We start from the raw sequence: 21,227 nt of genomic DNA, 5'->3' as shown, positions 1-21,227 counted from the left end.
TTGTCGAACAAACCACCTCCGCCCCGCCCGGCGCCCCGCCTCTATCTCGCGACCCCTGTCGTCGATGACCCCGCTTCGCTTCTTGCCGAGCTGCCGGGCCTGCTCGCCGCCGCCGATGTCGCGGCCGTGCTGCTGCGGCTGAAGGAGACCGATCAGCGCACCATGATCACGCGCATCAAGGCGCTCGCACCGCCAGTTCAGAAGGCGGGTGCCGCGCTGCTGGTCGACGGCCACGCCGAGCTGGTCGCGCGCGGCGGCGCCGACGGCGCGCACCTGCCCGGCATCGCTGCGCTGAAAGAGGCGCTGCCGTCGCTCAAGCCCGATCGCATCGCCGGTGTCGGCGGGCTGACGACGCGGCACCATTCCATGGACGCGGGCGAGATGGGGGCGGATTACGTGCTGTTCGGCGAGCCCGACGCGAAAGGCCAGCGTCCCTCGGCACAAGCGATCGCGGAGCGGTTGGACTGGTGGGCCGAGCTGTTCGAGCCGCCCTGCGTCGGCTTTGCCATGTCGCTGGAAGAAGCCCACGACTTCGCCACCAGCGGCGCCGATTTCGTGCTGGTCGGCGACTTCATCTGGTCCGATCCGCGCGGGCCCAAGGCCGCGCTGATCGAGGCGGACGCTGCGATCAAGAAAGCCCATGCGACGGTGACGGCGAGCCAGAATCCCGCAGGCAGCGAGCACGGCTAGCGCCTGACATGAAGCTCCCCTGCATCACCATATTGGCTACGCTGCTGCTCACGCTGCCCGCGGCCGCGCAGCTCCAGATCACCCCGCCGGCGACAACGCCGAGCACGCCGGTCGAGAAGCAAAAGCTCAAGCCGGCACCACCCGCCAAGAAGAAGGAGCCGGCGCCGAAGCCTTCGGCCTCGCCCAAGCCGTCCCCCTCCTCCAAGCCGACGCCAACCCCGACCGTGATCCCGGCGCCGCCGACCGACAATTCCAGTGCCGATCTGGTGTACGGCGCCTATCAGCGCGGCCAGTACAAGTCGGCGTTCGAACTCGCCACCGCCCGCGCGCAAGCAGGCGATCCCAAGGCGATGACCATGCTCGGCGAGCTCTATTCCAACGCCATGGGCATCCGGCGCGACTACGCCAAGGCGGCCGAATGGTACAAGCGCGCCGCCGATGCCGGCGACCGCGAGGCAATGTTCGCGCTCGCCATGCTGCGCATTTCGGGCCGCGGCGGCTCGGTCGACAAGGGCGAGGCGGTCAAGCTGATGGCGTCCGCCGCCAAGCTCGGCGAGCCCAAGGCGGCTTATAACCTCGCTTTGCTCTATCTCGACGGCCAGAGCCTGCCGCAAGACGTCAGGCGCTCCGCCGAGCTGCTGCGCCAGGCCGCCGATGCCGGCCTGCCCGAGGCGCAATACGCGCTCGCGACCTTCTACAAGGAAGGCACCGGCGTGCCGAAGGACCCGGAGCGCGCGGTGCGGCTGCTGCAGGCCGCCTCGCTCGCCGACAATGTCGACGCCGAGGTCGAATATGCCATCGCCATGTTCAACGGCACCGGCACGCCGAAGAACCAGCCGGCCGCCGTCGCCCTGCTTCGCAAGGCATCGCGCCAGGGCAGCGCGATCGCGCAGAACCGGCTGGCGTGGGTCCTGATCAACGGCGTGGGCGTATCCGCGGACAAGGTCGAGGGTTTCAAATGGCACCTGGTGGCCAAAACCGCCGGCAAGGGCGACCCGGAGCTCGACAAACAATTATCCGACCTTCCGGCCGAGGACCGGGCCAAGGCGGAGGCCGCCGCCAAAAAATGGCTCGGGAGCAAATGACTTGACCTGAGGGCCCTTGCAGGGCACCCAATCTCTCAAACAGGCGCGATTTCCCGCCATTTCCCCCGATCACGTCCAGAGCTCATGCTGTATTCCGCAACTATCAACGTCATGGTCAAGGCTGCGCGCCGTGCCGGCCGCAGTCTCAAGCGCGATCTCGGCGAGATCGAGCATCTCCAGGTCTCGATGAAAGGGCCGGCCAACTTCGTCTCGCTCGCCGACAAGCGCGCCGAGGAGATCGTCTATCAGGACCTCGCCAAGGCCCGCCCCGGCTACGGCTTCATCGGCGAGGAAGGCGGCAGGCGCGAGGGCAGCGACAAGAGCCACACCTGGATCGTCGACCCGCTCGACGGCACCACCAACTTCCTGCACGGCATTCCGCAATTTGCGATCTCGATCGGTCTTGCGCGCGAGGGCACGGTGATCGCCGGCGTGATCTACAACCCCGCCAACGACGAGCTCTACATCGCCGAGCGCGGCAAGGGCGCCTTCCTCAACGACCAGCGGTTGCGGGTGGCCGGGCGCCGCCAGCTCAACGAATGCGTGGTGGCCTGCGGCCTGCCCCATATCGGCCGCGGCGACCACGAGGAATTCCGCCGCGAGATGACCGCGATCCAGGATCGCGTCGCTGGCCTGCGCCGCTTCGGCGCCGCCTCGCTCGACCTCGCCTTCGTCGCCGCCGGCCGCCTCGACGGCTATTGGGAGCGCGATCTGCAATCCTGGGACATCGCCGCGGGGCAGATCATGGTGCGCGAGGCGGGTGGCACGATCACCGACATCGACACCCCGGGCGATGCGCTGGTGACGGGGCACGTCGTGTGCGGAAATGAATTCGTGCACGGGGAGCTGGTGAAGATTTTGCGGAAGTAGGCATAGTAGCACGATGGCTCGATCTGCTGCGGCTAATCGTCGTCCTCTTCGGATTCGTCGTCGCGATATTCACCGCCAATCGTCAGACCCTCGATAGTCGTGGCGCCTTTCGACTTGATCACCCGGCGAAGTGGGACCGAACTCTCGCTTCGCAGTGCCTCCATCAGCTGTTCCGAATGGGTAACAATCCAGATGTCGGCGCGGCGTGATGCCTTGGCGATGAGCCGGGCCAGCGGCGCCAGCAGCGAGGGATGCAGGCTTGTCTCGGGTTCGTTCAGCGCGATGAAAGGCGGCAGCCGGTAACCCATGAACACTGCGAGCAGGCAGATGTATTTGAGCGTCCCATCGGATAATTCGTGAGCCTTGAACGGCCGCGGCATGTCGGCCAGCTGCAGATCGAATTCACACCTGCCATTTTCTTCCCATGCGCGGAGTTCGGCGCCCGGGAGTGCATCCTGGATTGCGTCCTGCAGGTCGCTCGCGTCTTCCCGAATGACATAGAGAGTGGCCAGGGCCGCAGCCAAATCGCTTCCATCGGCGCTGAGCGAGGGCGTTGCGATCGCCAGACATGGCTTTCGTATCGGTGACGCCGGATCCGTGCGAAAGTCATGATAGAAGCGCCAGCCCAGCATCGCATTTCTGATCAGGTCGATTTCGGGACATTCCTTGCTGTCGAAAAAAGCCGCAAGTGCAGTCTCTGACGGCAGCACCGCATCCTTGTGAGCGTTCCAGGCGCCACTCTCGCCGCGGACGCTGATGAGCGAATTCACCCGCTCCATCAGCTGAACCCTTCGTTTGCCGCGAGTCGTTTCGATACTTTCGGCCTTGATCATCGGCTCACCGGAAAACGCGGCCTGAAGCGGGCTGGGAAACCCCAGCTCGATGGAATACCTCATGCTGTCGAATGTGGCCGACAGCCGCAGCCGCCCGTCTTCGCCTCGCTTGCGAATGCCGGACCAGCAGACCGAACTCAATCCGCCTTCATCGGCGATCGTGCGCGTGATTTGACCGGCCGCCGCGTCGCGCAACAGCGACAAGGACTTGTAGAGATTGGATTTGCCGACACCGTTCTCGCCCACAAACACCGACAACGGATGGATGGGTAGCGAGAGCCGCCGAATGGAGCGATAGTTCGAGATCGCAATGTCGGTCGGACGCATCACACGCTCTCAATCGGCCGGCGGCATGTGCATTCGCACTGCCGTGCGAATACATGTTTGTTCAATCCAGAGATGCAGTCTGAATTGCCAATCCCGAGAAAGCAAGCCGAAGCTAATTTGACGCGCGAAGCCGTCCCGTCCTGATTGATTCAATCAGGACCAACCTGGCGTTTAGTGGCCGGCCCTTGCCGGCGCTGGCGGCCCATACATCTCGGCCCCCTCCGCCACCTTCTCCCGATCCCCCGCCAGCACGCGCTGTACCGAGACGAAGAACACCGGCACCATCAAGAGCGCCAGGATCACCACCGCGATCATGCCGCCCATCACGACGCTGCCGAGCGCCTGCTGGCTGGCACCGCCGGCGCCATGCGCAATCGCCATCGGCAGCACGCCGCAGATGAAGGCGAGACCGGTCATCAGAATGGGGCGGAAGCGCAGGCGGCAGGCTTCGATGGTGGCTTCCACCAGCGGCTTGCCTTCCTTTCGCAGATCCTTGGCGAACTCGATGATCAGGATCGCGTCCTTTGCCGCAAGGCCGATGATAGTGATCAGCCCGACGGTGAAATAGACGTCGTTGGGCAGGCCGCGCAGCATCGCCGCGACCACCGCGCCGACGATACCCAGCGGCACGGTGAGCAGCACCGCAAGCGGGATGGTCCAGCTCTCGTAGAGTGCGGCGAGACACAGGAATACCACGAATACCGACAGCGCCAGCAGGAACGGCGCCTGCGAGCCCGAGAGCTTCTCCTGGAGCGACTGCCCGGTCCATTCATAGCCGAAGCCGCGCGGCAGCCTGCCGGCGAGCCGCTCCATCTCGGCGATGGCGTCGCCCGAGGTGAAGCCGGGTTTCGCTTCACCGGAGATGCGCACCGCGGGATAGTAGTTGAAGCCGGCGATCTGCGTCGGCCCGCGCGCCCATTCCACCGTGGCAAAGGACGAGAACGGCACCAGCTGGCCGCGGCTGTTCTTGACGTTGTAGTTGAGGATGTCCTCGGTCCGCATGCGGTCGCGGGCATCGGCCTGCACCACGACACGCTGCATGCGGCCGCGGTTCGGGAAGTCGTTGATGTAGTTCGAGCCGAGATTGGTCGAGATCGTGTTGTTGATGTCCTCGAAAGTGACGCCGAAGGCGCCGGCCTTCTCGCGGTCGATCGCGAGATTGACCACGCCTGCCTCAGGCAGGCCTTCGACATAGACCTTCTGCAGCACGGGGCTCGCATTGGCCTCCGCGATCAGTTGATCGGCGGCGCGTATCAATTGCTGATAGCCCTTCTGGCCACGATCCTGGAGGCGGAACGAGAAGCCCGAGGAGTTGCCGAGGTTGTCGATCGGCGGCGGCTGCAGCGCCGAGATCTTTGCGTCACGAATGGAAGACGACAGATCGCGGTTGATGTCGTTGACGATCGCCGAAGCGGAATCCTTCGGCCCGCGTTCCGCCCAGTCCTTCAGCGTGATGAAGGCCTGCGCGGTGTTCATGCCCTGGCCGGAGAAGCTGAAGCCGGTGAGGAAGGTGACGTTGTCGACCCCCGGCCGCTGCGCCAGGTATTTTTCCACCTTCTCGATCACGGCCTCGGTGCGGGCATAGGACGAATCCGACGGCGTCTGCACGTCGGTGGTGACGAAGCCCTGGTCGTCGATCGGCAGGAAGCCACCGGGCAGGTTGACGAAGGCCCAGGACAGGCCTGCCAGCAGCGCGGCATAGACCAGCATCAGGCGGCCGGTGCGGTTCAGCGAGAGCCCGACGGTGCGCGAATAGCGTTCCTTGACGCCTTCGAGCACGCGGTTGAACCAGCCGAACACGCCCTTCTTCGCGTGACCGTGACCGGCCGCGACGGGCTTGAGCAGGGTCGCGCACAGCGCCGGCGTCAACGAGAGCGCAAGGAAGGCGGAGAAGCCGATCGCGGCGACCATGGTCACCGAGAACTGGCGATAGATGATGCCGACCGAGCCCGGGAAGAATGCCATCGGCACGAACACGGCCATCAGCACCAGGGTGATGCCGATGATGGCCCCCGATATCTGCGACATCGCCTTGCGCGTCGCTTCCTTCGGCGGCAGCCCTTCCTCCGACATGATGCGCTCGACGTTCTCGACCACGACGATGGCGTCGTCGACAAGGATGCCGACGGCGAGCACCATGCCGAACATCGAGAGCATGTTGATGGAGTAGCCGGCGAGCAGAAGCGTGGTGCAGGCGCCCAGAAGCGCCACGGGCACCACGATGGTCGGGATGATGGTGTAGCGGATGTTCTGGAGGAACAGGAACATCACCACGAACACCAGCACCACGGCTTCGACCAGCGTCGTCAGCACCTTCTTGATCGAGGCCTCGACCACAGGCGTGATGTTGTAGGGAATCTCGTAGGAGATGTTGGCCGGGAAGAAGCGCGACAGCTCCTTCATCTTCTCTTCGACCGCGCCCGCGGTCGCCAGCGCGTTGCCGGTCGGCGACATCAGGACGGAGAGACCCGCAGTCGGCTTGCCGTCGAGCCGCGTGTTGAACTGGTAGCTCAGACCACCGACCTCGACGCGCGCGACGTCGCGCAAGCGGACGGTCGAACCGTCCGCATTGGCGCGCAGGATGATGGCACCGAATTCATCCGGCGAGGAGAGCTGGCCTTTGACCAGCACCAGTGCGGAGGTGCGCTGGTTGGACGTCGACGGCTCGGCGCCGATGCTGCCCGAGGCGACCTGCGCGTTCTGCGCGGCAATGGCCTTGTTGACGTCGTCGGCGGTCAGTCCATAACCGACGAGCTTGGCCGGATCGACCCAGACGCGCAAGCTGCGCTCGGTCGAGTACAGCGTGGCGCGGCCCACGCCGGGAATGCGGCGGATCTCGCCCAGCACGTTGCGGATCATGAAGTCGCCGAGGCCGACCTCATCCAGGCTGCCATCGGTCGAGTTCAGCGTGATGATCTGCAGCACGGCGCTCGAGGCTTCCTCGATCAGGATGCCCTGCTGCATCACCGCGCGCGGCAGGCGCGCCTCGACGCGCTTGATTCGGTTCTGCACCTCGACCGAAGCGGCGCTGGTATCGGTGCCGGGTTGGAAGTTGGCGATGATCTCGACCTGGCCGAGCGAGTCGCTGGTCGATTCGAAGTTGAGGATGTTGGCGGCGCCGTTGAGCTCCTCCTCGATCAGCCGCGTGACGCTGTTGTAGAGGTTTTCAGGCGAGGCGCCGGGATAGCTGGTCGAGATCGAGATCGAGGGCGGCGCGATGATCGGATATTGCGCGATCGGCAGCAGCGGCACGGCGATCGCGCCGATCAAGCAGATGAACAGCGCGACCACCCAGGCGAAGATTGGCCTGTCGATGAAGAAGCTCGCCATGGCGCGTTACCGCGTGAGCTTCTGAGCGTGCCGGTTGTCGGCGGTGGCGTCCGCTTCCGACCAGGATTGCGGCTTGACCTTGTCGCCGGCCGCGAACTTCTGGAAACCTTCGACCACGACCTTGTCGCCGGCCTTCAGACCTTCAGTGATGAACCAGACTCCGTCCTGCACAGATCCTGTGCGCACCGGCTGCACTGCGATGTGGTTGTCGTCCTTGACGATGAACACCTCGCTGCCGCCACCGCCATTGCGCTGGATCGCCTGCTGCGGCACCGCGATCGCGTCGGAATCGAGACCCTGGTCGATGCGGACGCGGACATACATGCCCGGCAGCAATTCGCGCTTGGGATTGGGGAACTCGCCGCGCAGCGTCACCTGCCCGGTGTGGGCGTCGACCTTGGCATCGGAGAACAGCAGCTTGCCGTCGAGCGAATAGATGGTGTTGTCGTCGAGCACCAGGCGGACCTTGGCGGCATCGGCGGCGATGCGTTCGAGGTCGCCAGTCTCGAAGGCGCGGCGGAGCTGGTTGAGCTCGGTCACCGACTGGGTGAAGTCGGCATAGATGGGATCGAGCTGCTGGATGGTGGCGAGATTGGTCTCGTTCTGCACCGCGAGGGCGCCCTCGCTGACGAGAGCCGCGCCGACCACGCCGTCGATCGGCGCGCGCACGGTCGCGTAGTCGAGATTGAGTTTTGCCCGAGAGAGGTCGGCCTTACGACCTTCTACCTCGGCATGGGCCTGGCGTTCGGCCGCAATCGCCTTCTCGTTCTCGGCTTCCGGAGCAGCGCGATCCTTGGTGAGGGTGGCGATACGGTGCGCCTGCTGCTTCGCCTGCATCAACGCGGCCTCCGCCTTCGCGAGCGCAGCTTCGTTTGCCATCACCTCGACCTCGAATGGGCGCGGATCGATGCGGTAGAGAGGATCGCCCGCCTTCACTTCGCTGCCCTGGCGGAACAGACGTTCGACCACGATGCCGGAGACGCGCGGCCGCACCTCGGAGACGCGCGTGGGCGCGATGCGGCCCGGCAGCTCGCGCACCACGGCGCGTGACTGCGGCTTGACGATCACGATGCTGACGTCAGGGTGGGCCGGCGGAGCGGCGGAGACGGCGGAGCCGGAGTCGTCACAGCCCGCGAGCAGCGGCGCAATGGCCGCGAGCATCATTGCAACGCATGCCGATCGCGCACGAAGTCCTGACATGAAGTGGGGTGCCCCGATATTGTTGAAACTGATCACGCTCCGCGCGAGGCCCGTTCTGGGCCGCTCAAACGCGGTTGATGCCGCCAAAATAGAATGCATCTGCTGCGATGCAACGCATGACGCGGGCGGCTCATTGTCACACGGCGTATGACACTGAGTTCAGACGTCTTTTGCCGTGTCACTTGATCGTGAGTCGTGGTTCCATCGCCGCGTGCTGCGACGGAACAGCGCAATCACTCGGCGGCTTTCATGCGATAGTGGCTGATGCCCCATTCGGTCCCATCGGCGTAGCCGAACAGGCCGGATGTCGCGAGCAGGACCCAGCGCCAGCGCCGCAGCCAAAGTGCAGTCTCCTCGCCATGGACCTTGCGCAACGACGCCTCGATAGCGTCGCGATGCGTATCGAAATTGGCCAGCCAGTCGTTTGCGGTGCGCTGATAATGTGTGCCGCTCCAGCACCATTCCTTCTCGACCGTGAAGATGTCGTCGAATTGCCTGACGAGGTGATGGCTCGGCATCAGCCCGCCCGTGAAGACATGCTGCGCGATCCAGTCGTCGCGATTGCGCCGGTCGAACAGCTGCGAGCCGGAGCGATGGGTGACGATCTGCATGAAGAAGCGTCCCTCGGGCGCGAGCCATGATCGCAGCCGCGTCATCAGCTTGCGCCAGTTCGTCATCCGCTCGAACATCTCGACCGAGACGATGCGGTCGAACTGGCCGTCGGGCGCGAACACGTTCATGTCCGCCGTGACCACGCGCAGGTTCAGCAAGCCGCGCTGCTGCGCCTGCTCCTCGACATAGGCGCGCTGCGCCTGCGAGGTCGACACCGCCGTCACCTTGGCGTGCGGAAACTGCCGCGCCATCCACAGCGACAGCGAACCCCAGCCGCAGCCGAGCTCGAGGATGGTCTGGCCGTCGGCGAGACCGGCATGCTCGACCGTCTGGCGTAGCGCCTCCTCCTCCGCCTCCTGGAGGGTGGTCGCATCGGTCTTGTAGAAGCAGCAGGAATATTTGCGGCTGGGGCCGAGCATTTCAGCGAAGACCGAAGCGGGCACGTCGCCACCCCCGGCCTCTTCGGCGATCGGCCGCAGCATCATCCGACCGGCGAAGGCAGCATCGGCGACCGCGTCATGCGCGGCGAGGCGGGTTGCGCTGCGGGAGCACAGGCGCTGGATCGCGGCACGGATCACCACGTCAGGCAGCGGCACGCGTTCGGCAGTCCCGATGATCGCGGAAACGACGCTCATGCGCCCCCCGAATGGCGAGCTTCTGCAGTTACCTGGGTATCAAAGCGCCGCTTCCGCTCCGGGTTCCCTGAGCCGTCCCCGAAATCGGCACATCGGGCGCTTTTTTTGAGCTGGCGCTGTGCCATAGTGCGCACCGCAAGCAAGCTTTCGCAATGGATGATACCGGCCATGCCGTCAGGCACTTCCCGCTCCACCATGGATATCGAGTACACCAAACTGTCCTCGCCGAGCGTCTTTCTGGTGCGGATGCTGGTCTTCCTGGTGCTGTGCACGCTGGTCGGCGTGGTGCTCTACAAGCAGATCATCCAGGCCTTCTTCGCCAATCCGGGGCTCAATGCCCTGATCGGGGCGGTGCTGTTCATCGGCATCATCCTGGCCTTCCGTCAGGTCATCCGGCTCTATCCTGAGGTCTCCTGGGTCAACAATTTCCGCATCGCCGATCCCGGCCTGGCGCCGGCCCGGCACCCGAAACTGCTGGCGCCGATGGCGGCGATCCTCGGCGGCGAGCGCTCCGGGCGAATGTCGATCACGCAGACCACCATGCGGCACCTGCTCGATTCGATCGCGACCCGCCTGGATGAAGCCCGCGACATCTCGCGCTATATGACCGGCCTCTTGGTCTTCCTCGGCCTGCTCGGCACGTTCTGGGGCCTGATCGAGACGGTCGGCTCGGTCGGCAAGGTGATCGACGGGCTCAAGGTCGGCGGCGATTCCGGCGCATTGTTCGACACGTTGAAGGAGGGCCTTGCAGCCCCGCTCGGCGGCATGGGCATCTCGTTCTCCAGCTCGCTGTTCGGCCTCGCCGGCTCGCTGATCCTCGGCTTCCTCGATTTGCAATCGAGCCAGGCGCAGAATCGCTTCTACACCGACCTCGAGGACTGGCTTGCCACCACCGTGCGCGAATATGGCAGCGGCGAAGTCGCTGTCGCTTCCGGCGGCGGCGGGGTTGCCAGCGGCGAGCTCCAGGCCGCGGTCGAACGGTTGCGCTCCGTGCTCGAGGAAGGCAGCGCCAGCCGCGGCACCACCGCGGCGATGGCGAGCCTTGCCGAAGCGATCCAGGCGCTGGTTTCGCACATGCGCACCGAGCAGCAGATGATCCGCGAATGGGCCGACGGCCAGGGCGAGCAGAACCGCGAGATCCGGCGCCTGCTGGAACGCATCGCCCGCCAGCCCGAGAAGAGTTGAGCCCCGCAAGAGGCATCGTGCCCCGGACGCAGCGTAGCACGCACTGATGCGCTGCTGAGCCGGGGCCTCGAGAAACGAAGAATGGGTCCCGGCTCTGCGCAGCAGCGTTGCACGCTGCAGTGCGTCCGGGACACGAAAGTGGAGATCGATGACATGGCACTGGCGCGCGGCCGCCGCGGCGATACCTCCTTCAATTACTGGCCCGGCTTCGTCGACGCGCTGTCGACGCTGGTGCTGTCGATCGTGTTCCTGCTGTCGGTATTCCTGGTGGTGCAGTTCTTCCTGTCGCAGGAGGTCACCGGCAAGGACAAGGCGCTGGAGCAGCTCAATGCCAAGATCGCGCAGCTCAACGAGCTGTTGTCGCTGGAGAAGCTCGGGAAGCTCACGCTCGACGACCAGGTCTCGCAACTGAAAGCCGGCCTCGCCTCGGCCGAGACCGAGCGCGACCGCATCAAGGGCCTCTATGACGGCTTAGCTGCCGCCGGAAATGACGCGCAAGGCAAGTCCTCCGAGCTCGGCAAGGCGCTGGATTCGGAGAAGGCGGTTTCGGCACGGGCGCTGGCGCAGATCGAGGTGCTGAACCAGCAGATCAGCGCGCTGCGCAGGCAATTGGCCGCGCTGGAAGAGGCGCTCGACGTATCCGAGAAGCGCGACAAGGAATCGCAAAACCGGATCGCCGATCTCGGTTCTCGCCTGAATGTCGCATTGGCGCAGCGTGTGCAGGAATTGTCGCGCTACCGCTCGGAGTTCTTCGGCCGGCTGCGCACCATCCTCGGCAACCGGCCCGACATCCGGATCGTCGGCGACCGCTTCGTGTTCCAGTCCGAAGTGTTCTTCGACACCGGCCAGGCAATGCTCCTGCCCGAGGGCCGCGCGGAGCTCGACACGTTGGCGGCCGCGCTGATCGAACTCGACAAGAAGATCCCGAACGAAATCCCCTGGGTGCTGCGGGTCGACGGCCATACCGATGTGCGTCCGGTGAGCGGTGCGAACTTCAAGTCGAACTGGGACCTGTCGGCAGCGCGCTCGATCTCGGTAGTGCAATATCTGGTCTCGCTCGGCGTGCCGGCCCAGCGCCTCGTCGCGGCCGGCTTCGGCGAATTCCAGCCGCTCGACCCCGGCAACACGGAAGAGGCCTACAAGCGCAATCGCCGCATCGAGCTGAAGCTGACGGAGCGGTAGTTTGAAGAGCGCGCGCTGCTCACCCCACCGTCATGGCCGGGCTCGTCCCGGCCATCCACGTCTTGGCTTCCTTGCATATCGCGTTTCGTGGATGCTCGGCACAAGCCCGGGCATGACGGCCTCATGATCCGTCTTCGCCCCTATCGTCCCGACGACGAAGCCGCCTCGGTCGACCTCTGGCATCGCACCTGGCAGCACGCCTATCCGCAGATCGACTTCGCAGCCCGCCTGGAATGGTGGCGCGAGCGCTGGCGCAAGGATCTGGTGCCGAAGGCCCAGGTGGTGGTGGCGGAACTGAATGGCGCGCTGATCGGCTTCGTCACGATCGACGGCGAAGGCTATCTCGACCAGCTTGTGGTCGATCCCGATCACTGGGGATCGGAAGCAGCGAAGCTGCTGGTCGGAGAGGCCAAGCGCCTGTCACCGTCGGGCGTCACGCTGCTCGTCAACAAGGACAACAGCCGCGCCATCCGCTTCTACGAGCGGAACGGCTTTGCCCATGCCGGCGACGAGGTGAACCCGACCTCCGGGCGGCCGGTGCTGAAGATGGCATGGCGCGTTTGATTCTGGCGGGCGTGAGGCCCATCACGTCGGGATCCCAGCACGTCTGCTAATCGTTGGTGCCGGAGCAGCGATGACAGCGGATGGAGACGATCGATGAAGCTGCGCGATCTGGCCAAGGGGTCCTCGGTCTTCCTGGGCGTCATCGTCGCCGGATATTTTTCGACGATCTATGTCGACCAGCGCTTTGCGACACAACTCGAGACGAGCACCCCTGCGTCATCGGCCTGCGTCGGCGAGGACGGCAGCTGGAAGAACTGGCCATGGCCGAACGTGCCGGCGCTCTCCCCGAAGTGCCGATGACGTCCGAAGCTCCCTCCACACGTCATTGCGAGCGCAGCGAAGCAATCCAGAGTATTTCCGCCGAGGCAGCCTGGATTGCTTCGCTGCGCTCGCAATGACGTGAGTGCGGCGACGCCTCACGCCAATCGAAGCGCCTCACGCCCCCTCGAACTGCAACCTCGCGAGCCGCGCATAAAGCCCGTTCGCAGCCACGAGCTCGGCATGCGTGCCCTGCTCGACGATCTTGCCCTGGTCCATCACCAGGATGCGGTCGCAGGAGAGCACGGTTGCGAGGCGATGCGCGATCACCAGCGTGGTGCGGTGGCGCATCAGCTCTTCGAGCGCGGTCTGCACCAGCGTCTCGCTCTCGGCATCGAGCGCGGAGGTGGCTTCATCGAGCAGCAGCAATGGCGCATCGCGCAGGATGGCGCGGGCGATCGCGATGCGCTGGCGCTGGCCGCCTGACAGCGTCACGCCGCGCTCGCCGAGCGGGGTGTCGAAACCTTCGGGCAGGCGGCGGATGAATTCGGCGGCATGGGCGAGCTCGGCGGCGCGCTCGACCTCGGCATCGGTCGCATCGGGCCGGCCGAAGCGGATATTGTCGCGGGCACTTGCGGCGAACACGTTGGATTCCTGCGGCACCAGCGCGATGCGGGCGCGGAATTCGCGAGGATCGGCGGACTTGACCGGGACGCCGTCGAGCGAGACCGCACCGCTGCGCGGGTCGTAGAAGCGCAGCAACAGGTGGAAGATTGTGCTCTTGCCGGCCCCGGACGGACCGACGATCGCAACTTTCTCGCCGGGGCGCACCGTGAAGGAAACGGCATCGAGCACATTGACGTCGCGCCGCGCCGGATAGGCAAAGCTGACCCGGTCGAAGCCGACCTCGCCGCGTGCCGGCACCGGCAGCGCGCGGGGCGACCCGGGCGCCTTGATGTCGGGCTCCACGTGCAAAATCTCGAACAGGCGCTCGGCCGCGCCTGATGCCGTCGAGACCTCGCCCCAGACCTCGCTGAGCTGACCGAGGCCCGCTGCGGCGAACACCGCGTAAAGCACGAACTGACCGAGCCGGCCCGGCGAAATCGCGCCAGTGAGCACGTCATGGGAGCCGATCCACAGGATCGCGACCACGCTTGCGAACACGATGAAGATGATGATGGCCGTGAGCACCGAGCGGGCCTGGGTCGAGGTGCGCGCCGCCTCATAGGCCTGCTCGACCTCGCCGCCGAAACGCTTCTCGGCGAATGGCTCGCTGGTATAGGCCTGCACGGTGCGGATCGCGCCGACCAGCTCGCCCGCATAGGCCGAGGCCTCGGCGAGCGTGTCCTGCGCATTGCGCGACAGCCGCCGCACCCAGCGCCCGAAGGCGACCAGCGGCAGCACGATCAAGGGAATGGCCAGCAGCACGAAGCCCGACAGCTTCGGGCTCGTGATCACCATCATCGCCGCGGCGCCGAGGAACATCATCAAATTGCGCAGCGCGATCGACACCGAGGCGCCGACGGCCGATTTGAGCTGGGTGGTGTCGGCGGTGAGCCGCGAGATCAGCTCGCCGCTGCGCGCGGAATCGAAGAAGGCGGGAGAGAGCGAGAGCAGATGAGCGAAGACGTCGCGCCGGAGGTCGGCAACGATGCGCTCGCCGATCGTCATCACGAGGTAGTAGCGCGCGGCGCTGGCGAGCGCGAGCACGGCGACCACCGCGAGCATCACCGAGAAGTAGCTGTTGATCAGCTCGATACCCTCGGGCGTCAGGCCGAAATCGATCATTCGGCGCACCGCGACGGGCACCAGCAGCGTGGTCAGCGCCGCCACCGTGAGTGCGACAAAGGCGAGTGCGGCGCGGCCGCGATAGCGGATGACATAAGGCGCGAGCGCGAGCAGCGGCCGCAGCTTGGCGCGGCCCTTGGCCGGCTCTTCGATCAACTCGGCTTCGATCGAGGGGGCGTCGGTCGAATTCACTTGGGAATTCACTTGGGAATTCACTTGGGAATTCATTCCGGGCCGATCGACATACTGGCCATCAAGCCGTTCCACTGCGCTCATGAGATCCGACCCATTGCATTCGTTTGCTCCCAATAGGCCGGGGCAAGAGTAGTGGCAAATCCGGGGTGTCCCTTAGGGGGAAGTCCGGTTCACCGCCCGGGATAGCTTGTTTTACCTGATATCGTGAGGTATAGAGCCGCCCAAATCCGTCATTCGTTAGCCACCCAAGAGGGCGCCGGGGCGCCGAGGAATTGCCATGAAAGCCGAAATTCACCCGAACTATCATACGATTAAGGTCGTGATGACCGACGGAACAGAGTACCTGACCCGCTCGACCTGGGGCAAGGAAGGCGACACGCTGAACCTCGACATCGACCCGAAGTCGCACCCGGCCTGGACCGGCGGCAACGCCCAGCTGATGGATCGCGGCGGCCGCGTTTCGCGCTTCCAGAAGAAGTTTTCGGGCTTCCTCAAAAAGGATTGATCCGGCCCTCGCGGCTGGAGACGAAAAACGCCCCCGGAGAGCCGGGGGCGTTTTTCTTTGGGGCCTCGTCATTGCAATGACGGACGGGTGGAGCTTACCGCTCGAACGCCGCCTTCAGCGCGTTGAGATGGGGCACCAGCGGGTTGCCAATCGCGAGGTGCTCGGCCGGCGGGGTGTGGATGGTGGTGTCGAGGCGGCGCACGCGGGTCTGCAGGCTCATCGAGCGATTGATCAGGTCCTGGAGCTGCGAGGGCAGCTTCTCGATGGTGTCGGTGGGGCCGGGATCGGCCGCGCTGAGCTTGACCTTGGTCTTCTCGCGATTGGCCTGGCTCAGCGTCATCTCGCCTTCCTTCACCGCGCGGTGCAGCAGCAGCCACGAGGCGAGCTGCATCAGGCGGGTGGTAAGACGCATGCTCTCGGTCGCGTAGGTGAGGCTGACGGCACGGTCGAGCGCCTTGGCCTCGGTGCGGCCGTCGCCGTCGAGATAGGCGGCGGTCTCTTCGACGAGGTCCATGCCCTCGCGGAACAGGACGCCGAACGCCGCAGAATTGGTGAACCGCTCGCTGAGTTGAACGAGAGCGCCGTCGGCCTGCAAACGTTCCATGGTTAACGCCTCTTACGCAACTGTTTGACGATCCGGCTTTGGCGCCGGCTTATGATGAACAAATCATTGCGCGGGCGGGACGCCGAGTCCAGTGACAAGCGCGGATATGGTTTCCGCGGGTCATTCCCGGGAATTCAACCGCAACGCGATCCCAAAAACGCAAAAAAAGAGCCGCCGGAGACCGGCGGCTTTGAAAGTTGATAACAGGGAGGCGTCAAACAGAGTGGACAGGAGCCACTCGGTGTCCAAACGAGGACAGTTCCAGTCATAAACCCGAAAGCTTAATCGACGGTAAACGAGCGAATTTTTTGAGAGTTCGTTAGCCATATCGGCCAGTGGCCGAGTGCGCTTTCGTGCCCCGGACGCAGTGCAGCGCCGTAGCGATGCGCTGCAGAGCCGGGCCTGGTTCTTCGGCCGAGGACTTTGCAGAGCATGGGTCCCGATTCTGCGCAGCAGCGCTGACGCGCCGCAGCGCGCCCGGGACACGAGACAAGAGCTCTACGACTTGAAAATGCTGTTCGCCGCATCACGCGAGGCGCGCTTCTTGGTGGCGGCTTCTTCCAGTCTTGCGATCTCGGTCTTGAGCAGGAGGACGCGCTCGGTCAGTTCCTCCACCGACAGCAATGAGAGATCCTGTCCGATTTCATGTGTGATCTTCTTGCGCGGGCGGTCGTCGTCTTCCGTCGCCATGCTCGTTCCTCCTGCGTTCACGGGCACAATGTTGAGGCGGTTGCCAGCGTGGGCCGCGCTGGCTAAGCAAAGGCCTCGTTCCTCCCCGCACCTTTGCTCAAGGACACATCATGGACAAGCTGCCCGCGCAAATGACCGTGGTCGCCATCTCCAAGCCCGGCGGACCGGAGGTGCTGGTTCCGGAACAGCGCGCGCTGCCGCAGCCTGGCCCCGACGAGATTCTGGTCAAGGTCGAGGCCGCCGGCGTCAACCGGCCCGATGTCGCGCAACGCTCCGGCGCCTATCCGCCGCCGCCCGGCGCCAGCGACCTGCCCGGCCTGGAGATTGCAGGCGAAGTGGTTGCGGTCGGCAGCAACGCCAAGCGGCACAAGATCGGCGACAAGGTGATGTCGCTGGTCGCGGGCGGTGGTTACGCGCAGTACTGCATCGCGCAGGACGCCCAGGCGATGAGCGTGCCGCCGGCGCTGTCGATCAAGGAAGCCGGCGCGCTGCCGGAAACGCTGATGACGGTCTGGCACAATGTGTTCGAGCGCGGCGGCCTGAAGGCCGGCGAGACGCTGCTGATCCATGGCGGCTCCTCCGGCATCGGCACCATGGCGATCCAACTGGCGAAGGCGTTCGGTGCGAAGGTGTTCGTCACCGTGGGATCACAGGACAAGATCGACGCCTGCCTCAAGCTCGGTGCCGACCGCGCCATCAACTACAAGACCGAAGACTTCGTCGCCGTGGTCAAGGAAGAGACCAACAAGGAAGGCGTCAATCTGATCCTCGACATGGTCGCAGGCGACTATGTCGACCGCAACTATGATGCCGCCGCGGTCGACGGCCGCATCGTCCAGATCGCGACGCTGAATGGCCCCAAGGTCAGCGTCAACATCGCCAAGGTGATGGTGAAGCGCCTCACTCATACCGGCTCGACGCTGCGTCCCCGTAGTAATGCGGACAAGGCGGCGATGGTGGCGGCGATCGAACAGAAAGTGTTGCCGCTTTTGCGCGAAGGCCGCGTCAAGCCGCTGATGGACAGCAGTTTCCCGCTGGAAAAGGCAGCCGACGCGCATCGGCGCATGGAAACCAGCGCACATATTGGCAAAATTGTGTTGGAGGTATAGGCCGCCGGCCCAGCGGGCGGGCGGAAACCCTTTGATTCTCCTTGCTTTCGTGGCATCTATCGCGACGCACCGAACCGCTTCGTTCGGTCTGAGATCGCCTTTTAAAATCGCCTTGTAGAGTTGCCTTGCACTCGAAGTTTGCGTCGAACGCGGAGAACTGACCTTGCGTCTGATCAGGTGCCTCGCGCCCATCGCGCTGGGCCTCATGATGCTCGTTGCCGCGTCTCCCGCGCGCGCGCTGGACGCTGTCAGCGTTCGCGGTGACGCGCCCGCGATCGACCTCACCGGCGTGATCGAGCATCAGCGTAGCGACGCCGATCGCATCCAGGTCTCGACCGCGCCCGGCACTGACGGCATCGTGCGCCGCATCGAGGTGCGCGCCCGCGAGGGCGGCCAGAATTGGGTCGTGTTCGCGCTCGCCAACAATACCGACGACCAGCTCGACCGCCTGATCGTCGCTCCGCATTACCGCATCGTCTCCTCGGGGCTGCTGTGGCCCGACCTCGGCCTGTCGCGCATTGCGACCATCACGCCCTCGACCGGCGACCGTCCGGAGCGGCAGGAAAGCCCGACCGCCGACGTCTTCCGCGTCACGCTCGACCCCGGCGCCGTCATCACCTTCGTCGCGGAGCTGCGCACCGACAAGCTGCCGCAGCTCTATCTGTGGGAGCCGGAAGCCTACAAGGACAAGGTCAACTCGTTCACGCTGTACCAGGGCATCGTCATCGGCATCTCCGGCTTGCTCGCGCTGGTGCTGACGATCCTGTTCGTGGTCAAGGGCAGCATCATGTTTCCGGCCGCCGCGGCGCTGGCCTGGGCGGTGCTGGTCTATATCGGCGTCGATTTCGGCTTCTGGGGCAAGGTGCTCGACATGTCGAACAACGCCGAGCGCATCTGGCGCGCGGCGGGTGAAGCGATCCTGGCGGCGACGCTCCTCGTATTCCTGTTCGCCTATCTCAACCTCAGTCGGTGGCATGTGCGCTACTCGCACATCACTGTGGGCTGGCTCGCGTTCCTGGGGTCACTGGTTGCGCTCGCGCTGTTCGATCCGGCGGTGGCCTCCGGCATCGCGCGCATATCGCTGGTGCTGATCGCCTTCGCCGGCTTCGCGCTGATCGTCTATCTCTCCACCCACGGCTTCGACCGCGCCGTGCTTTTGATCCCGACCTGGTTCCTCCTCGTGGTCTGGGTGGTCGCGGCCGGCATGGCAGTCGCGGGCTCCGTCACCAACGACATCGTCGGCCCTGCCCTGCTCGGCGGCCTCGTGCTGATCGTGATGCTGATCGGCTTCACGGTGATGCAGCACGCCTTTGCCGGCGGCGGCGCCAGCACCGGCGTCGTCTCCGACGTCGAGCGGCGGGCGCTGGCGCTGGCCGGCTCCGGCGATCTGATCTGGGACTGGGACGTCTCTGCCGACAAGGTTTTTACCAGCCCCGAGACCGAAGCCCTGCTCGGCCTCAAGCGCGGTACGCTCGAAGGGCCCGCGGCCTCGTGGCTCGAAGTGCTGCATCCGCTCGACCAGGACCGTTTCCGCGCCGCGCTCGACAGCGTGCTCGACCAGCGCCGCGGCCGCCTGGTGCAGGATTTCCGCCTCCGTACCCCGGACGGCCATTTCATGTGGTTCGCGCTGAAGGCGCGTCCGGTGGTCGGCTCCGACGGCGAGGTCTCCCGCGTCGTCGGCACGCTCACCGACGTCACCGAGCTGCGCAATGCCGAGGAACGCCTGCTGCACGATTCCGTGCATGACAACCTCACCGGCCTGCCCAATCGGAAACTGTTCATGGACCGGCTCGGCGCGGTCGCGCATTTCGCCAAGACCATGCCGACGCTGCGGCCGACGCTGATGGTCATCGATCTCGACCGCTTCAAGCAGGTCAACGATTCCGTCGGGATCGCGGTCGGCGATTCGATCCTGCTGACGCTGGCCCGCCGCCTTACTCGCATCCTGAAGCCGCAGGACACGCTGGCCCGCATGGCCGGCGATCAGTTCGGCCTGATCCTGCTGTCGGAGCAGGACCCCGCCCGCATCACCGCCTTTGCCGAAACCATCCGCAAGACCATCCGCGCGCCGATCGCCTTCAACGACCGTGAGATCTTCCTCACGGCCTCGATCGGTCTCGCGCTGTCCGATCCGCAAGTTCAGCTCACGGACGAGATCATCAAGGACGCCGAGCTGGCGATGTATCACTCCAAGCGCATCGGCGGCGACCGTATCGACGTCTACAAGCCCGCGATGCGGGCGCGGAAGACGGACCGCCTGACACTGGAGAGCGAGCTGCGCCGCGCGATCGAGCGCCAGGAGCTGACGATCCTGTACCAGCCGATCGTGCGGCTGGAGGATCGTTCGGTCGCCGGGTTCGAGGCGCTGGTGCGCTGGGATCACCCCAAGCTCGGACGCATGGCGCCGTCGGAGTTCATCACCATCGCGGAAGAGACCGGCCTGATCATCGACCTCGGCATGTTCGTGCTGGACCAGACCGCCAAGCAGCTCTCGATCTGGCAGCGCGCGATGCGCTCGCGCGAGCCGATCTTCGCCTCCGTCAACGTGTCGTCACGGCAATTGCTGCGCCATGATTTGATCCACGACATCCGCACCGTGCTGTCGCGCTCCTCGGTGGCGCGCGGCACGCTCAAGCTCGAATTGACGGAATCGCTGGTGATGGAGAATCCGGAGCACGCGGCACAGATGCTGACGCGGATCCGCGAGCTCGGCACCGGATTGTCGCTCGACGATTTCGGCACCGGCCATTCCTCGCTGGCCTATCTGCAGCGCTTCCCGTTCGACACCATCAAGATCGACCAGTCCTTCGTGCGCACCGGCAATCGCGGCACCCGTCCGGTGATCCTGAAGTCGATCATCGCGCTCGCGCACGACCTCGGCATGGACGTCGTCGCCGAAGGTGCCGAGACCGATTCAGATGCGGTCGAGCTCTACCAGATGGGCTGCGAATACGCGCAAGGCTTTGCCTTCGGCGAACCCATGGACGCCGACGCCGCGATGCGGCTGCTGACGGAAGTGCGGCTGGAAGCGGCGAGCTAGGCACGCTCCTCTTACCCTCCCATGGAGGGTGGCAGCGCGCCGCAAGCGCTAAAGCATGATCCGGAAAAGTGCGCAGCGGTTTTCCGAAAAGATCATGCTTAAATAACAACCTAAAGCGCGATGGCGATTCATCCTAATCGCATCGCGCTTTAGCGTCGCCGGTCGCTCTTCTTCTTCGTGAACCGCACGCTCTGACCATCCGGCAGCCGTGTCGCCACGAAGCCCGCGGCGAGGCAGGCTTCGCGCTGCGGCATCTGGATGTCGGGGCTGCGCAGGCTGTCCCACCATGAGGCACGATTGGCCGCGCGCGGCAGCGCCGCGCCGATGATCTCCTCGATCTGTTCGAAGCTCAGGACGAATTCGGCCTGCTTCTGCCGCATCAGATAGTCTCGCAACGCGTCGTAGTCGTTCACCGCTGTCCTCTTCGCTGGTCGAAGGCCCGCTTTGCCCAAAAACGTGCGCCGCGGAAACCAATTTTTAACTCATTCCGGCAGCGCCGTCCCGGTTTAAACACTACTCAAGCTT

At 65.0% G+C, this 21,227-nt stretch carries 18 protein-coding genes; 10 read left to right on the top strand and 8 right to left on the bottom strand.

Translation table 11 applies throughout. The features are described from left to right. The 3 genes from IVB28_RS04170 to IVB28_RS04160 all read left to right on the top strand — a co-directional run bounded on the left by IVB28_RS04170 (position 1) and on the right by IVB28_RS04160 (position 2,645). Positions 1-690 carry a thiamine phosphate synthase gene (locus tag IVB28_RS04170; RefSeq protein WP_247524782.1) on the top strand — a complete coding sequence of 230 codons (690 nt, stop codon included), beginning with the start codon at positions 1-3 and terminating at the stop codon, positions 688-690. An 8-nt stretch (positions 691-698) separates the two neighbouring features. Next, on the top strand, positions 699-1,775 hold the full coding sequence (locus tag IVB28_RS04165; RefSeq protein WP_247524781.1) for a tetratricopeptide repeat protein: 1,077 nt from the start codon (positions 699-701) through the stop codon (positions 1,773-1,775). Positions 1,776-1,859: 84 nt separating this feature from the next. After that, entirely contained in the window at positions 1,860-2,645 is a 786-nt protein-coding gene (locus IVB28_RS04160) for an inositol monophosphatase family protein (RefSeq protein ID WP_247524780.1), read from the top strand. A gap of 32 nt (positions 2,646-2,677) precedes the next feature. Here the strand turns inward: IVB28_RS04160 and IVB28_RS04155 are convergent, their stop codons facing one another. From IVB28_RS04155 to IVB28_RS04140, 4 genes are all read right to left on the bottom strand, one after another. Next, on the bottom strand, positions 2,678-3,805 hold the full coding sequence (locus tag IVB28_RS04155; protein WP_247524779.1) for an AAA family ATPase: 1,128 nt from the start codon (positions 3,803-3,805) through the stop codon (positions 2,678-2,680). A 171-nt stretch (positions 3,806-3,976) separates the two neighbouring features. Beyond that, positions 3,977-7,135 (bottom strand): multidrug efflux RND transporter permease subunit, encoded by a 3,159-nt coding sequence (locus IVB28_RS04150; protein ID WP_247524778.1) that lies wholly within the window; start codon positions 7,133-7,135, stop codon positions 3,977-3,979. A gap of 6 nt (positions 7,136-7,141) precedes the next feature. After that, positions 7,142-8,335 carry an efflux RND transporter periplasmic adaptor subunit gene (locus tag IVB28_RS04145; RefSeq protein WP_247524777.1) on the bottom strand — a complete coding sequence of 398 codons (1,194 nt, stop codon included), beginning with the start codon at positions 8,333-8,335 and terminating at the stop codon, positions 7,142-7,144. Between the two features lie 233 nt (positions 8,336-8,568). Further along, positions 8,569-9,582 (bottom strand): cyclopropane-fatty-acyl-phospholipid synthase family protein, encoded by a 1,014-nt coding sequence (locus IVB28_RS04140; RefSeq protein ID WP_247524776.1) that lies wholly within the window; start codon positions 9,580-9,582, stop codon positions 8,569-8,571. 168 nt (positions 9,583-9,750) lie between these two features. Between IVB28_RS04140 and IVB28_RS04135 the strand changes: the two genes are divergently transcribed. From IVB28_RS04135 to IVB28_RS04120, 4 genes are all read left to right on the top strand, one after another. Further along, the gene (locus tag IVB28_RS04135) at positions 9,751-10,767 is read left to right on the top strand and encodes a flagellar motor protein MotA (RefSeq protein WP_247524775.1); all 1,017 of its coding nucleotides are present in this window, start codon (positions 9,751-9,753) and stop codon (positions 10,765-10,767) included. 153 nt (positions 10,768-10,920) lie between these two features. After that, the gene (locus IVB28_RS04130; RefSeq protein ID WP_247525336.1) at positions 10,921-11,949 is read left to right on the top strand and encodes a peptidoglycan -binding protein; all 1,029 of its coding nucleotides are present in this window, start codon (positions 10,921-10,923) and stop codon (positions 11,947-11,949) included. 123 nt (positions 11,950-12,072) lie between these two features. Beyond that, positions 12,073-12,513, top strand: coding sequence for a GNAT family N-acetyltransferase (locus tag IVB28_RS04125; protein WP_247524774.1), 441 nt, complete (start codon positions 12,073-12,075; stop codon positions 12,511-12,513). Positions 12,514-12,606: 93 nt separating this feature from the next. Continuing rightward, a complete protein-coding gene (locus IVB28_RS04120; RefSeq protein ID WP_247524773.1) occupies positions 12,607-12,813 on the top strand; it encodes a hypothetical protein in 207 nt (68 codons plus the stop codon). A 135-nt stretch (positions 12,814-12,948) separates the two neighbouring features. Here the strand turns inward: IVB28_RS04120 and IVB28_RS04115 are convergent, their stop codons facing one another. Continuing rightward, complete coding sequence (locus IVB28_RS04115) at positions 12,949-14,787, bottom strand: ABC transporter ATP-binding protein/permease (RefSeq protein ID WP_247524772.1); 1,839 nt, start codon at positions 14,785-14,787, stop codon at positions 12,949-12,951. Positions 14,788-15,031: 244 nt separating this feature from the next. Here IVB28_RS04115 and rpmE point away from each other — a divergent pair, with 244 nt between their 5' ends. Continuing rightward, positions 15,032-15,259, top strand: a complete 228-nt coding sequence (gene rpmE / locus IVB28_RS04110; RefSeq protein WP_007599895.1) for a 50S ribosomal protein L31 — start codon at positions 15,032-15,034, stop codon at positions 15,257-15,259. Positions 15,260-15,353: 94 nt separating this feature from the next. Here rpmE and IVB28_RS04105 read toward each other — a convergent pair whose 3' ends face one another. Then, a complete protein-coding gene (locus IVB28_RS04105) occupies positions 15,354-15,863 on the bottom strand; it encodes a DUF1465 family protein (protein WP_247524771.1) in 510 nt (169 codons plus the stop codon). Positions 15,864-16,361: 498 nt separating this feature from the next. Then, the gene (locus IVB28_RS04100; RefSeq protein WP_247524770.1) at positions 16,362-16,553 is read right to left on the bottom strand and encodes a DUF1192 domain-containing protein; all 192 of its coding nucleotides are present in this window, start codon (positions 16,551-16,553) and stop codon (positions 16,362-16,364) included. Between the two features lie 110 nt (positions 16,554-16,663). On the opposite strand from IVB28_RS04100, the gene IVB28_RS04095 reads away from it, so the two are divergent. Next, positions 16,664-17,662 carry an NAD(P)H-quinone oxidoreductase gene (locus tag IVB28_RS04095; RefSeq protein WP_247524769.1) on the top strand — a complete coding sequence of 333 codons (999 nt, stop codon included), beginning with the start codon at positions 16,664-16,666 and terminating at the stop codon, positions 17,660-17,662. A gap of 163 nt (positions 17,663-17,825) precedes the next feature. Then, positions 17,826-20,702: an EAL domain-containing protein gene (locus tag IVB28_RS04090; protein WP_247524768.1), complete on the top strand. Its 2,877-nt coding sequence runs from the start codon at positions 17,826-17,828 to the stop codon at positions 20,700-20,702. 149 nt (positions 20,703-20,851) lie between these two features. Here the strand turns inward: IVB28_RS04090 and IVB28_RS04085 are convergent, their stop codons facing one another. Beyond that, positions 20,852-21,115 carry a hypothetical protein gene (locus IVB28_RS04085; RefSeq protein ID WP_247524767.1) on the bottom strand — a complete coding sequence of 88 codons (264 nt, stop codon included), beginning with the start codon at positions 21,113-21,115 and terminating at the stop codon, positions 20,852-20,854. Between the last annotated feature and the right edge of the window lie 112 nt (positions 21,116-21,227).

This window comes from Bradyrhizobium sp. 199 (genome assembly GCF_023073355.1).
GTDB lineage: Bacteria > Pseudomonadota > Alphaproteobacteria > Rhizobiales > Xanthobacteraceae > Bradyrhizobium.
Note: the sequence above shows the minus strand (reverse complement) of the source record. Positions and strands in the feature narration are given on the sequence as shown.